This is a genomic window from Paenibacillus sp. J23TS9 (assembly GCF_018403225.1).
Taxonomy (GTDB): domain Bacteria; phylum Bacillota; class Bacilli; order Paenibacillales; family Paenibacillaceae; genus Paenibacillus_AQ.
Genome location: NZ_BOSG01000001.1, coordinates 2,891,072 through 2,904,121 on the forward strand (window position 1 = coordinate 2,891,072; position 13,050 = coordinate 2,904,121).

General features: G+C 48.6%; 13 protein-coding genes and 1 tRNA gene. 4 read left to right on the plus strand and 10 right to left on the minus strand.

The window, feature by feature from the left end; translation table 11 throughout:
• The first annotated feature begins 107 nt into the window (after positions 1 to 107).
• On the plus strand, positions 108 to 1,097 hold the full coding sequence (locus tag KJS65_RS13535) for a hypothetical protein (protein WP_213650258.1): 990 nt from the start codon (positions 108 to 110) through the stop codon (positions 1,095 to 1,097).
• 61 nt (positions 1,098 to 1,158) lie between these two features.
• On the opposite strand, the gene KJS65_RS13540 is transcribed toward KJS65_RS13535, so the two are convergent.
• Positions 1,159 to 1,344, minus strand: coding sequence for a YqzE family protein (locus KJS65_RS13540; protein ID WP_213650259.1), 186 nt, complete (start codon positions 1,342 to 1,344; stop codon positions 1,159 to 1,161).
• Between the two features lie 232 nt (positions 1,345 to 1,576).
• On the opposite strand from KJS65_RS13540, the gene KJS65_RS13545 reads away from it, so the two are divergent.
• The gene (locus KJS65_RS13545) at positions 1,577 to 2,281 is read left to right on the plus strand and encodes an N-acetylmuramoyl-L-alanine amidase (RefSeq protein ID WP_213650260.1); all 705 of its coding nucleotides are present in this window, start codon (positions 1,577 to 1,579) and stop codon (positions 2,279 to 2,281) included.
• Here KJS65_RS13545 and KJS65_RS13550 read toward each other — a convergent pair.
• Both KJS65_RS13550 and KJS65_RS13555 read right to left on the minus strand, forming a co-directional pair.
• Positions 2,256 to 3,161 (minus strand): divergent polysaccharide deacetylase family protein, encoded by a 906-nt coding sequence (locus KJS65_RS13550; RefSeq protein ID WP_213650261.1) that lies wholly within the window; start codon positions 3,159 to 3,161, stop codon positions 2,256 to 2,258. The two genes, KJS65_RS13545 and KJS65_RS13550, sit on opposite strands and share 26 nt — an antisense overlap.
• 125 nt (positions 3,162 to 3,286) lie before the next feature.
• A tRNA-Leu gene (locus KJS65_RS13555) sits at positions 3,287 to 3,370 on the minus strand.
• A 197-nt stretch (positions 3,371 to 3,567) separates the two neighbouring features.
• On the opposite strand from KJS65_RS13555, the gene KJS65_RS13560 reads away from it, so the two are divergent.
• Positions 3,568 to 4,002 carry a YhjD family protein gene (locus KJS65_RS13560; protein WP_374706160.1) on the plus strand — a complete coding sequence of 145 codons (435 nt, stop codon included), beginning with the start codon at positions 3,568 to 3,570 and terminating at the stop codon, positions 4,000 to 4,002.
• A gap of 135 nt (positions 4,003 to 4,137) precedes the next feature.
• Here KJS65_RS13560 and KJS65_RS13565 read toward each other — a convergent pair whose 3' ends face one another.
• The 4 genes from KJS65_RS13565 to KJS65_RS13580 form a co-directional block, all read right to left on the minus strand.
• Positions 4,138 to 4,353, minus strand: a complete 216-nt coding sequence (locus KJS65_RS13565) for a hypothetical protein (RefSeq protein WP_213650811.1) — start codon at positions 4,351 to 4,353, stop codon at positions 4,138 to 4,140.
• A gap of 106 nt (positions 4,354 to 4,459) precedes the next feature.
• Positions 4,460 to 4,789 (minus strand): hypothetical protein, encoded by a 330-nt coding sequence (locus KJS65_RS13570; protein WP_136604414.1) that lies wholly within the window; start codon positions 4,787 to 4,789, stop codon positions 4,460 to 4,462.
• An 84-nt stretch (positions 4,790 to 4,873) separates the two neighbouring features.
• On the minus strand, positions 4,874 to 5,446 hold the full coding sequence (locus tag KJS65_RS13575) for a xanthine phosphoribosyltransferase (protein WP_213650263.1): 573 nt from the start codon (positions 5,444 to 5,446) through the stop codon (positions 4,874 to 4,876).
• 101 nt (positions 5,447 to 5,547) lie between these two features.
• Positions 5,548 to 6,138, minus strand: coding sequence for a DedA family protein (locus KJS65_RS13580; RefSeq protein WP_213650264.1), 591 nt, complete (start codon positions 6,136 to 6,138; stop codon positions 5,548 to 5,550).
• 161 nt (positions 6,139 to 6,299) lie between these two features.
• Between KJS65_RS13580 and KJS65_RS13585 the strand changes: the two genes are divergently transcribed.
• Positions 6,300 to 7,328 (plus strand): YkvI family membrane protein, encoded by a 1,029-nt coding sequence (locus KJS65_RS13585; RefSeq protein WP_213650265.1) that lies wholly within the window; start codon positions 6,300 to 6,302, stop codon positions 7,326 to 7,328.
• Here the strand turns inward: KJS65_RS13585 and KJS65_RS13590 are convergent.
• Genes KJS65_RS13590 through KJS65_RS13600 form a run of 3 tightly spaced genes read right to left on the minus strand, consistent with a single transcriptional unit; the run spans position 7,315 to position 12,934 of the window.
• Complete coding sequence (locus KJS65_RS13590; protein ID WP_213650266.1) at positions 7,315 to 10,494, minus strand: AAA family ATPase; 3,180 nt, start codon at positions 10,492 to 10,494, stop codon at positions 7,315 to 7,317. The two genes, KJS65_RS13585 and KJS65_RS13590, sit on opposite strands and share 14 nt — an antisense overlap.
• Entirely contained in the window at positions 10,484 to 11,797 is a 1,314-nt protein-coding gene (locus KJS65_RS13595; RefSeq protein ID WP_213650267.1) for a metallophosphoesterase family protein, read from the minus strand. The genes KJS65_RS13590 and KJS65_RS13595 overlap by 11 nt, the downstream gene beginning before the upstream one ends.
• A 12-nt stretch (positions 11,798 to 11,809) precedes the next feature.
• Positions 11,810 to 12,934 (minus strand): glycosyltransferase family 4 protein, encoded by a 1,125-nt coding sequence (locus KJS65_RS13600; protein WP_213650268.1) that lies wholly within the window; start codon positions 12,932 to 12,934, stop codon positions 11,810 to 11,812.
• Positions 12,935 to 13,050 lie beyond the last annotated feature (116 nt).

Consider the following 13,050-nt stretch of genomic DNA (forward strand, 5'->3'; position numbering starts at 1 on the left):
AAATAGAACCGGATAATCATATGGCTGCGCGACAGCTTGCAACAGCCTTTTCAGAGCTTGTCCCCTACAATTAAAATTAACTTTGAAACACAAGAAAGGTGAATTGAATGAATATTCTCTCCTTCACCACGAAAGCCGCTATAGTCCTTCTCCTTGCAGAGTGCCTTCTATCGAATGGCATGAGTACAGCGGAAGCATCGGGCAAAGTCACATCTGTCAAGCAAAGTATCTCTATAAATACAGCATCTGCTCTGAAAAATATGGTGTTCGATCAAAAGAAGGCCGCTGTCCCTTCCTCACTGCAAAGCTTTACGAAGGATGTGGTTAATGAATTATCCGGGCAGGATTCGTTTGGCATGTGGAAAAATGCGAGTATCTCTTATGACCCTCTGGGCCCGGGCACACGCAGCTGGCTGGCTACGGTAAGCCAAAATGGCAAACCCATCGGTTATTTAATTCTGACTTCGACTGACGATGGGAACTATATGTTGAGTGAGTACGGCCGGGATGAATCCATGCCGTATAACTCCCAGGCCCTTTATAGCCGTTTGAAGCAGCTTGGCATCCTGACCGCAGGTTCCAAGCTCCCGGCAGGTACAAGTATCGATGCCCAGTATTCTACACTGCTGCCGGTATGGAAAGTCTCAGTACCAGGCAAAAAGGCGGTTTATATTCATGGAATAATCGCTGAGGAGCTGCCTTTAGAAACAGCCCCTGCTGCGGATATGGAAAACGACGGCCTGACTCCCCATCCTGGAATTCACCTCACAAGCACAATTCTGCCTGAACAGCAGCGGGACAGCGATCCATACGACAACCTATTATGGCTCAAATCGCCTAAGCTTTCATTGAAGGGAACGAATGACCTGATGCAGGCTGTCAAATCGGAGCAAAGCAGTCTTGTGTTCACTTCCCCAGGCCATAATGCGAATTATGGCGCGCCTTTTGCCATCACCGGTCTCCACTCTTGGTCGGTAACAGAAAATAAAGGAATTGTACTCTATGCTGCATCAGGAGCGGCCGGCACCCGTTATTTACCGGCTTCCGCACTCCTTTCGCATGGCGAATTTCGCAGTATGAACTTATCCCATATGTAACAAATTAAAAAAGACACCAGGGCCGGTTTGAAATACGGTCTTGGCGTCTTTTTGATTTGCCCTATATTTTCTTTTTCTTTCTAGGTTGCCGCTTCATCAGCGTCAATCCTAACGGTATCATACCAAACCATTTTTCACCCCAAGGCTCCCTCGGCTTGGTGTGCCGAAGCCGCTCTTCCTTAGGTGTCTCGATGAATGTCACGACACGCTCGGTAATGTATTTTACAAGTTCATCTCCGCTGGCCATTGTGCATCCCCCCGAAGTTTTGATGCTTATAGCTTGTGCAAATCCGCAGCTTTTTAAACGAACCGTACTTTGGACGCATATCCTCTATTCCTCTGGCACTTCTTTATTTTTTAAGTTCCGTTAAATGCATTTATTTCCGATTTTTGCACATTATAAAGCTGTACTAGAGTTTATTGGAAAAATCAGCACCTTTAAATAAGAACTTTAATCCATGAAAGGATGGCCTTTACGTATGAATAAGCTTCTGCAGCTGACCATCTCCGCCCTTATTGCGGCATCTCTTGTCCTAACTTTTCCCGTACAGGCCATGGCGAAGTCCGGCCCGTCCGAAGAGGTAAAAGAACATCCTGCATTCCCGCGGGATGTCATCATTGTTGATGCAGGTCATGGCGGTATTGACGGAGGAACCTCGTTTCAGAACATTCTGGAAAAGGATATCAATCTTGCGATCGCGCAAAAGGTATTCATGCTGCTGCGCAGTCAAGGTTATCATGCTGTATTAAATCGGACAGGTGATTATGCCCTCAGCGATGATAATCACTGGTTAAACAGCCGATCCAGACATCAACGTGATCTGGCCCAGAGGAAGGAGCTTAGCCAGCAGATTCCTACGCTGGTTGTCGTGAGTCTGCATGTAAACTGGGGACGAAATACATCCAAGCGCGGCGGACTTGTCCTCTTTCAGGATGAAGGTCGCAGCGTCCTGCTTGCTTCAGCCATTCAGCAGCAGCTGGATCAGCTTTACGGGAATAAAGGTTCCATCAAACATGGAAGACCCTTTTACCTGCTTAACCAGGTAGCCGATCCGGCAGTCATTGTCGAAACCGGTTTTCTGAGCAATGCCGAGGATCGCAATATGTTGACAGACCGTAGAGAACAACTGAAGATTGCCAAGGCCATTGCAAATGGAATCAGTTATTATTTGACGGTAATATAGGAGAAGGCTGCCAGCCCCAGATATCCCGCACCAGGTCACTGATGCCCACAAAGGTCACACGGCCCTGCATGCTGGCTGCACTGCTTCTCAATACCTCGGCCGTTTTTTTGCCTTGGGTTCCAACATGCCCGATGGTCACGCAGTTATCATGCTCTTTGGCAAAATCCTCCACTGCCCTCATTTGCTTGCTGATATGACTGGCAGTATGGAAATCATCAAGGAAAATATGATTGGCAACCGGCGGCATTCCCATATTCACAGCAAGCTTGCCTACAATTGAGTGGTAGTTCGTTTTGCTGTCAACGAAAAAGAGACCTCTCTCCCTGCACACTTTAAGCACAATAGACATGATCCGTTCGTCGCCTGTAATTTTCGACCCCATGTGGTTATTCATACCAATGGCATATGGAACGTTATCGATGGCGTCCTCAACCTTCCTGCGTACTTCATCATCACTCATATTGGCTGTGATTGCTCCTGGACCCAGCCACTTGGGATTGCCCTGCTTGGGTTCCATCGGCATATGAACAATAACATCATAGCCTTTCTTATGGGCAAGCTCAGCATCACTGCGAGTTGTGGGCAGAAAAGGCATGATCGCTACAGTCAGCTTAATGGGCATAGACAACATCTCTTCCGTCCCACCTTGTCCGTTTCCAAAATCATCAATAATAACAGCTATTCTTTTTTCCTTCTTCGCAGGACTTTGTTGACTTGGCGAGTTCTGTTCTTCCCCTGAAGGTATTCCAATGTTCACACTGTACTTATCTGATTCGGAAAGTTCGGCAAATGCCGGAGATACCGATGCGGATATGAGGAGCAAAGCCAGTCCTGCCGCCTTAATACAGACGCTCCATTCGTATATATTCCGTGATTTCAAGCCTTTCTTCCTCCTTCTTGTTGCAACGTTTATCGTTTACCTCATTGTTTGAGAAAGCAGGAGTAAATATGTATTCACATGAAAAAAGACGTTTTGGACTTATGTCCAAAACGTCTTTTATAGGATGCGGTCGAGAGGACTCGAACCTCCACGGGGGTTAGCCCACACGGACCTGAACCGTGCGCGTCTGCCAATTCCGCCACGACCGCATATGTATTATGTCGCTTTGTCGTTTCAAACTCATTCGCGGCGACAAGATATATCTTATCACACCAATAAAACATAGTCAACACTTTTCTTCGAAAAAATGATTAGTGGATGATTTGGGAGAAAAATACCAATCAAAAAAGTATTGATTAAAATACAGTATAACGGGTAAAATAAGAACACAAGTTCGTATAAGGCGGTGATTTCATTGACTGCTCCAGGCATAACACGTGAAGAATTGTCGCTAATCAAAAGCTTCCTGCTCCTGCAGTTCATTCATAAAGTATTTGAGCGGGACCTTCGAATTATGAAGGAAAGTGGTGTGTTTAAAACCCCGGAGCTGTACATGGAAGTACTCGCTAAGGGTGACCGTCAAACCTTGATGCTTCTGACCGAGGTCAAACGTGAATTTAAAAACCGCAGAATTCGAGTGTACCAAGTCGCACAGAATGAGCGTGGAATTGAGGCCGAATATGTATGCAGAGGATATACAGGAGAAATGAATATTTTATGGCCAGCTTTTCGCAGTGAGATGCTCGCCAGAATGAAAGCTTATTTAGGCCTACAGCCTTCTTCTGAGCCAATTGGTTATGCGCCAGAACCTCATTCCACATTCACCATTTCTCCTACGTAAAGATGGTCAGCACTCAAAAAAGCCGCTTAACCATCAAGCGAGGCCTGAGTGGACAAAGCGGCTGTTCGAGCTTTATATGGATCGAATTTGTCACTATCATTTCCTGGTCGGTCACTCCCCTTGGAGCGAGCTTCATTAAGCTTCAGGATTCGAGCGAGGCTCGTCCACTGGCTCATAGATGTAGCTGCGGTCAAGCTTAACCACCTTCCGGTTGCGGCGGCGGATCATCACCTGCTCTTCGTTCCAGGCGACCACAATCCCTTTGACATCATTGGCTTCCATATTATCGCGAACCACCCTAACCATCTCTCCGGAAAGTCGGTACTGGTTTAACTGCTCATCGGTAATCATCATCCCCATCTCCTTTCCTTTACTCACAAAAAAAGACCTAAATGGGCCCATTTAGGTCATATCTTTTGCAGCAGATTCCTGCCTGAATTATTATCTAAACGGCAAATTAACGTTGCGCATGTTCTCTGCTGTCATTTTTCTCAAACCAAAAATCGAGAACGGTCGAAGACATCACCCGTTTTTCTACATACTCCACTTGATGAGGGTTAAACAATTCCTTCCAGGAAAAGTCAAGCTCATCACACATACGCACGATGGTCAGCAGCTCTGACCAGGCGACATAGCGTTTGTACCAGAAAAATTGAGGATGCTCCATAATATAGGGATAAAGATCATCGAACTCCGTATGTTTACAATCCAAAGCGCGTTCAAAATGATCCTTAGCTGCAGCCAGTTTATCGACAAAATACTGCTCGGTTACCGGTTCTTTCCCCATTGTACTGCCTCCCCTCTTCGTGATCTCAAGTATATTATAAGCGAAAATAACGCTACTTGAAAGGAATTGTTTATATTTGGACGATTAGTCTGCAAAAGTTATAGCGCCGTTATCCAGAGACTCAATCCGTACCAGCGATTCAAGCCGGATGCCTTGTTCACGTATGGCACGTGCACCAGCCTGGAAGCATTTCTCCACAACGATGCCAAGTCCAACCAGTTCAGCACCTGAACGGCCGATAATCTTCACGAGCCCTCTCGCTGCATCCCCGTTGGCGATAATATCGTCGATAAACAATACTTTATCCTGTTCTTGGATGTATTTACGCGAAAGCATAATATCGGTGACTATTCCTTTGGTAAAGGACGGAACACGCTCACATAAGGCGTCTGGATCAGCCAGGAGCGTTTTTTTGCGGCGAGCGAACACCAAGGGTACACCCAGTTCCAGCGCCGTGGCAAATGCGACCGCAATGCCGGAGGATTCTACCGTAATCACCCGGGTAACGCCCATGTCTGCGTAACGGGCGGCAAATTCACGGCCCATCTCCATGGTCAGCTCAGGATCGACCTGATGATTCAGCAGTCCGTCCAGATTTAGCACCTGCTCCGACATGACGGAGCTCTCTTCGATAATTCTTTGCTTTAATTTATCCATTCCATCAACCCCCAAGACGGCACTTCTACTTTTTGACGTAAAAATAACATAACCCTTGTTCACATATCAAGAATAAATAACACATTCACGAATGTTTTTAATCATCGTTTTTTCCACCAGATGATACCCGCACTTACAAGAACGATCAATGTGATTATGGAAATACCAACCCGTAGGGTCGAGCGCTCCATCATGACAGCAATCTCATTCCAGTGGTACCCGACAGCATGACCAATCAGCAAGAAAGTTGTGCAGAACAGCAGTGCACCTGACGCCGCATAGAGTAGGTAACGACCGAACGGCACTTTGGATATCCCAGCCATATAGGAGGACAAATGACGAAGTCCTGGAACAAAATAACCAAGTACAATACTCCAGGAACCGTAGCGCTTAAACCAAGCTTCCGTGGACTGCAGGCGGGTCGGTGTCATTCGGATCCATTTGCCGTAGCGGTCCAGAAGCGGTTTTCCTAGTTTCCGGCCCAGTGTGTAACTGAGCATCATACCTGTCATACTGCCCAAAAATGTAACCGCAAGCGCTCCTGCAAAGTGGAAATGTCCCTGCGCAATCATTCCGCCGAAGGTTGCGATCAACGTCTCATCCGGAACAGGAATTCCCAAAATACCTAAAGCCAGCAGCACAAACAGTGCGATGTAACCGTATTGTGTCAGGTAAATCATAATTTCTGTCAAGCGTTATACCTCTCTTTTCTCTTGCGGTTCTGCGGTTTGTCTTTTCTCACGCGAGGTCTAACCGTTTTTTTGGACATGTAGAGTCATGTCCTTCCTGTCCCCATCATAACCTGTACTAAGCGAAGTACACAATAGCGCCGCTTTAAAGCAGGGAGGATCATATGAAAACCGGGATACGTATCTTTCAAATCGCTTTTACATACATCGGTACCATCGTCGGAGCCGGGTTCGCCACCGGACAGGAAATCATCCAATTTTTCACCCAATACGGCAAATGGGGTGCCCTGACCATTATGGTCGCTACGGCCCTGTTTATCTGGCTCGGAACGAAAATGATGCTGATGTCACAACGAATTTCAGCCCGGTCCTATGAAGATTTGAACAAACATCTCTTCGGACAAAAAGCAGGCGCTGTCATTAGTCTTGTTATGCTGGTTGTGCTGATCGGAGTGAACAGTGTTATGCTTGCCGGTGCGGGCTCGGTATTTATGGAGCATCTCAACATGCACTATCAGACAGGCCTTCTGTTAACGATCATTGGCACCTATCTGCTGCTGAAGCGCGGTATTCATGCCATCATGCAGATCAACAGTATCGTTGTACCTATGATGCTAACCCTTTCTGTTCTTGTTGTTATGAATACGATCAAGCTGCCCACGGCAGACCGCTTCCTTAGCCTCTCAACAGATCATAACATGGTTGCAGTCTGGTTTTCTCCCATTGTCTATACCGCCTTTAACCTTGTGATGGCTCAAGCGGTGCTTGTACCCCTCGGAAGTAAGACGGAGAGCAAAACGGCAGTAAAATGGGGCGGTATTGTGGGAGGTATCGGCGTCGGGCTAATGCTGCTGTCTGCCCATATCGCGATCTCCGCACATATGCCGGGCATCCGGCAGTATGAAATTCCTATGGGAAGCATAGCCTCCCATCTCGGTGCAGTCGTCCAGACCATTTATGTGGTGCTTATCTTCATGGAAATATTCAGTACATTTGTTGCTGATATATATGGAGTTACACTTCAGCTGCAGCAGCATATCAAGTTATCTCCAAAGCTCATTTCAGTCATGGTCATGTTCATTTGCTTCATGCTCAGTCAGTTCGGATTCAGCTCACTCTTGTCCATCCTGTATCCGGTGTTCGGTTGTCTGAGCATCATCTGGGCCGTAAAGCTGGTGCTTAAATCCGAATGATCTCAGCTTGTGGAATGCTAGCCTGAATATGATCCAGCAAATACCGGTGGCAGGTGAGCATAATGATTTGCCTGTCTGCTGCCAGGCTGCCTGCCAGATTTAGAGCAGAGCACATGCGATCCTCATCAAAATTGACAAATAGATCATCAAACAGCATGGGTACCACAGCCTTGCTTTTCATGCTTCCGGCCAAAGCGAACCGCATGGCGAGATAAAGCTGTTCTGCCGTTCCGCGGCTTAACAGTGAGCTATCGATCAACCCTGCATCGCGATGCTCTGCCAGCAGCTTTTTTTCACCTATTTTCATGACAATCCGGTTGTAGGTTCCCCTGGTAAGCTCCTGAAAATAGGTTGAAGCCAGCTTCAGTACCTGAGGCTGTTTTTCCTTTTCGTATATACTGCGGGTTCTAGTAATCATCTCAGCGCAGATCGAAAGTACCGCATACTCTGCAGCAATTTCTTTCAGCGATGCTTTTTGCTCCTCCAGCTGCTGCAGCGCCGTGTCATGCGAACAAAATCGCACCAATTGATCTCTTTCCTGCAGAAGCCTGCCTTGCTGCAGCTGCAGCTCATCCCACTGCTTCTCAGCCTTCTCCGATTTTTCCTCAGCTTCCCGGCATGCTTTATCCAGCGCAGCGGCGTCATGATGATTTAGAATGTCCCGTAATGCTATCTCGCGCTCACCAGACCATCCGCTGAACATGCTTACTTCCAGATGCCGGATGCGGCGATTCAGTTCCTGTACGCGTTCCGATACGGCACCCAAACGCAAAAAAGCTTCACCATCAGCAGTCTGCCCTTCATCAAGCAGAGACTGTACAGCCTTGGAAATCTGATTCATTTCCCTGCTCAGCTTGAAGATCTCTTCTTTAACCGGTTCCAGCTTCAAATGGATTGCTTCCTTTTCTCGAAGAAGCTGCTGCTGCTCTGCCCATGCTAGTTTCCTATTTTCCAGCTGGGACAGGATACGGATACCATGCACTCCCTCATCCACAGCCAATATCATACGGCATTCCTTCTCAAACACTTCAATTTCCTGCTCCAGCGTCTGCTGCTTGTGTTCAAGCGCATCCAAGCGCCGGACCAGCTCCATCCCCTGTTCTGCGAAACCAAACATATCCATTACCGTCTCGGGCGAGGTGCCTGCCTCGATCCCACGCTCTGTCAGCCAGAGCTGCCACTCCGCATCAAGCTGTTCAAAAACACCCTGCTCCCCATCCATTTTGCGGGTTACGGCTGACACTTCATGCTGCAGTGTTTCGACCCGCTGCCTTGCTCCCGCTACCTCGGATTTTGAACGTTCCAGCTCGTCCTGCCACAGCAGCCATGCCTCAACCAGTTTCCGCAGCTCACGCAGCGAAGACTCCATGTCTTGCTCCGAGAAAGAGTTGCGACGCTTGCCTGATGCAGCCGCTGATGCCGTAAGTGGATCGGAAATCAAAGAAGTCATCAGAAGGGATAAACGGTCTTCCTCGTCGGCAGGATCATGTATAAATCGTTCCTTCTGTCTCAGGGAACGGCTGCTGACCGTTGAAGCCGAGCTTCCGCGCCATAACATCACGTCAACAATGATGAAGATCAAGAACACGGACAAGGCGCCCCAGGCAGATTGCAGCAACCATAAGATGGCTGGAAGTATCAAGGTAACAGCAGCACTTCCCCAGAGAAGCTTACGGTACAGAGCCTTCATCCGTCCGCTTACCACAGCCTCACGTTCTTCCAGACCCTTAAGCGAAAGTCTGTCCAGCCTGGTCTCACGCCACCGTTCCGCTTCCGATTGAAGATCATTCCAGACAGACAGCAGCTCAGACTTGGTTTGCGGGATGATCATACCGAAACGGCTGAAACCTGAGTCCTTGCGCTCTTTAAAAGTGACTTCTGACCTTCTAAGCTCGTATTCAGCCGATTCCAGCTGTCTGCTCTTCTGCTCCCTCTCAAACGCCAGCCCTTCCATACGGCGGTCATATCCTGCAAAGCCAGCAGCATAACGCCGAACCGCTTCTCTTTCCGAGACCGCTCCGGAAAATGCTCTCAGCTCGGATCTTGTCCATCCGGAATGAATCTGCCTAAGGAGCCGCTGAAGCTGCTGTCCTACGGCTGCCTTCTCACCGGAAAACTCCTGAAGCTCTTTCATCCTCATTTCCACATACTCACGTCGGTTTGCCAGCCTTTCAATGTGTGGCCCCTGATGTATGAGCTGCTCATCTGTCTGTATCAGATCCAATTGCTTATTCCATTCCTCTGAAGCACGCTCAAGCTCCTGCAGTCGAAGAAGTATCCGGTCCTGTTCAGCCCGCAGCCTTTCCCAGCGCTGGATGCCTTCTTCGGGAAACGATATGCTGCCTGGAAGTCCGGCGCGTTCCGCGGATGCTTCTTTCCACTCAAGCCATTGCGGATGTATCTGCAGCGCCTTGTGCAGCACAACTAGCTGAGCGGATAAGGCAGTTCTGTTCTGTTCCGCTTCGGATATTCTGTGCTGTATCTCTTGAAGCTTGGACTCAGCATCCATATATTTTGAGAGATAAGATCGGCTTTCCGATATCTCACGCTGCAGCTGCTCCATCGCATGCAGTACCTTGGCACTTTCCTGTACACGTCCACGCGGCTTGTACAGCTTATCCATGTCCTGAATGAGCTTCCGTTCGGCGCGCATGATTTCTCCTCCGCCACCAAAACCCGCGTGGAAAAGATAACTGCCCATTTCCTCGGATTGCAGCGTCCGGATTTCCTGCAGCTCCGTCAGGGTAACCGCAAACAGCTGCTTGAACATATCCCGTGAAAGGCCGCCCAGAAGCTCTCTTTCCAAATCATTTTGAGTCATATGTACGGCGGTTCCTTGCATATCCGTTTTTACAATGGATAACTGCTCGCTGCGTCCGGCACCTGTACGCTGCTCTGAAGCGGCATATCTTGTGATGGTCCATTTGGAGCCGTCAGCTGCCTTCGCGGTTAGCACACCGCCGTGACGGCCGCCTCCGGGTGGTTCATACCGCTCAGACGGATAAGCCCGGCTCGGTATGCCATAAAGCATAGACCTTACAAACTGAAGGATGGTGCTTTTTCCGGCTTCATTCGGACCAGCCAACACGGTTATGGGGGCATTGAACTGTATTTCCTGCTCCTTAATCCGGCCGAAGCCATGAATTTGCAGGCGCTCAATCTTCATCCGTTCTTTCGCCTCCCCCTTCTCCAGCTAGTAAAAGCACAGCCATTTCTTCGGCACGATGCAGCCATCCTGCACATTCCTCATCATCCGTTTCATTGAGGAGCGTGCGCAGTTCACGATTAGCCATCAAGGGATTCAGTGCACTTCGGAGCACTTCAGCTCGGGTAGTCATGTCTTCTCTCGCCTGCTGCCCATAACGCAGCAGCTCACCGAGAAAGCTATCTTCTTTCAGCAGGGCCTCACGATCAATCCATGGGCCTGAACGGACATCGAAGCTTTCCACCCATATAAGACCAGCCAATCCACTTGGCTCCGAAGCCGATCGGATCGCTCTGCGGTGAAGCTCATTCAGCAGCTCCACTGCAATCTTTCCTTCTTCCAGCTTCTCATGCAGGCTGCCCCGTCCAGTAAGGACGAATCTGACGATGCTCATTTTGCCGGGACATAAGCGGCGGATTTCCTGCATCCTTTCCTCCACCTGCGTTTGAAATGCTTCTTCGCCTTCAATGCCATCGATAGGGACCGTTTCATGAAACCAGCGAACCGTATCCAGTTCATGGAACCTCATGTTTACGCCCCCATCTTCAGCTACCTGTACCACATAACATCCTTTCACTCCGGTTTCGCGGATGCTTCGGCCTTGAATATTGCCCGGATAGACGATGTGGGGAAGCTCATGCAATATCTGCCTTTTATGGATATGTCCAAGTGCCCAATAATCATAGCCGCTTGCAATCAAATCCTGCCGGGTGCACGGAGAATAGGTTTCATGGGCAGGGTCGCCGTCAATATTCGCATGAAGAAGCGCAATATGGAACAAGGAATTATCCGTGTCCCTCTGAAACCGCAGTGATGTGTTTTCAATGACTTTTGCTGTCGGGTATGAAATGCCGCCGATAACAGCCGCCGCTCTTTGATCCTGCCTCCGGTATACGGTCACCCGCTCAAACTCAGGACCAAACACATGCACATGCTCCCTTTTCCCGGTTTTCATGCGAGGACTGTCCAGCGGATCATGATTCCCATGAATGACATACACGCTAATGCCATGCTTACCCAGCCGCTCCAGCGCTTCATAAAAACGCAGCTGCGCCTGCAGCGACGAATCCTGTGCATCGTATACATCCCCGCTGATTACCATGAAGTCCACCTGCTCCGAAACAGCCAGCTCAACCAGCCGGTCGAGAGAAGTAAAAGTAGATTCGCGCAAAAAGGATCGGATACCATCCGACAGGCCGCTGATCCCCTTGAACTGGCTGTCGAGATGGAGATCCGCTGTATGAATGAACTTAAAGGAAACCATTCAATCACTCTTTCATGAAGAATATTGTAAGTATAATTTCTTAAGTTCATTGACTGCATAGGTCAGGGAATAGTGGCTCTTCGCCTTATCCCATGCCGTACGTGCCAGGTCATAGCGGTAAAGAGGATCCGTAATAACCTTCTCCAGCGCTTCACTGAGCGCTATATAATCCTCTGAAGGCACCAAGAGGCCATTGACGCCATCCTCAATCTGCTCGGAAATCCCCCCGACATCCGTTCCGACCAATGCCAGACAGCTCAGCGCAGCCTCGGCAAATACGGAGCCAAATGCCTCCGCTCGGGAAGGCAGAACGAATATATCAAAGAAAGGCATAAACTCCTCGGGATGAAGGGTATATCCATAAAAAATAGTTTCATTATAAATGCCAAGCTGCTTGGCCAGCGTTTCAAGCTCTGTGCGGAAAGGGCCGTCGCCAATGATATGAAGCACATAATCCATACCGTTCTTCTTGAGTTCCGCGCAGGCTTTAAGCAATATATCGAGTCCCTTGGCAGGCACCAGCCGACAAACGGTGATCAGCTGCGGCACCTCATTTTCATGGGGAACAGGCTTAAAACGTTTTTCATCAAATCCGTTTGGCGTCACAACTATATTTTCCGGAGAGTCCACATAGGCCCCCAGATAATCAGCGAATGATCGGGACACGGTCAGCATGCGTTCACTGCGGTATTCAAGCTCCCGGTACAGGGAAACTAGAAAACGGTGCTCCAATCCGCCAGATTCAATCCTCCCATTTAAAATCAGCTCTTTTTCATAGCTGGAGTGAATGGTCTGGATGAGCGGCACATCCGGAAATACCTGCTTCATGGCCAGCCCAGCAATTGGATGATGTGCATGGATCAGGTCATAAGGCTTTTGAATTCGGAGCTTTGTCCACCATAAGTAATCTCTGTAGGTTTGAATATATTTCTGGACTGTAGGGCTATCCCCGTATTGCGTCCAGTCGAAGGTTTGAAAATGGATTTCTTCATGACCTTTGTTGCGGATGCGCTTGGGCAGCCAGAACATCTCCATATCCCACCTCGATGATTGAAAACGCTCCTGCATATATGGAATCATCGAGGAAACACCACCTGGTTGTTCAGGTGGAAAAAAGAGTGCTTGCAGTAATCTCATTTGGAGAACCGCCCCTTTCCGTATTCTCTTTTTGTCCAGGATTTTGCAAATCCCTCTGATTTCAGGATCTTTAAAAATATGATATATTGGAACATATGTTTCAGTAAAGGAAAACC